Source organism: bacterium, from assembly GCA_020440705.1.
GTDB lineage: Bacteria > Krumholzibacteriota > Krumholzibacteriia > LZORAL124-64-63 > LZORAL124-64-63 > JAGRNP01.
In genome coordinates, this window is sequence record JAGRNP010000407.1 from 1 (window position 1) to 500 (window position 500).

Consider the following 500-nt stretch of genomic DNA (forward strand, 5'->3'; position numbering starts at 1 on the left):
CTCGAGGAGGCCCTCGACGCGGCCGGCCACGCCTCCGAGCTCACCCGCCAGCTCCTGGCCTACGCCGGCAAGGGCCAGCGCCGCCGCACTCGCTTCTCCCTGGCCAAGCACATCGACGACATGCGCAAGCTGCTGCTGGCCAGCGTCGGCAAGGTCGCCAAGCTCACCATCGAGCACGGCGAGCCCTGCGAGATCGAGTGTGACGGCAACCAGCTGCAGCAGATCATCCTCAACCTCATCATCAACGCGACCGAGGCCGTGGGTGCGGCCGGTGAGGGCCACGGCAGGATCGTCCTGCGCACCGACGTCCTGCCCCTCGACGAAGCCCAGGCCGCGGCCATCTTGCTGCCGGGCCCGCTGCGCCCCGGTCGCTACGCCATGCTCGAGATCGTCGACGACGGCATCGGCATGGACGATGCCACCCGCAGCCGCATCTTCGACCCCTTCTTCACCACCAAGTCCCGCGGCCACGGCCTGGGCACAGCCAGCGTCCTCGGCAT

1 protein-coding gene is annotated in these 500 nt (G+C 69.8%); it reads left to right on the forward strand.

What is annotated here, in order from left to right; all coding sequences use genetic code 11:
• The coding region (locus tag KDM41_19050) for a hybrid sensor histidine kinase/response regulator (GenBank protein ID MCB1185522.1) at positions 1-500 on the forward strand (500 nt) is incomplete at both ends.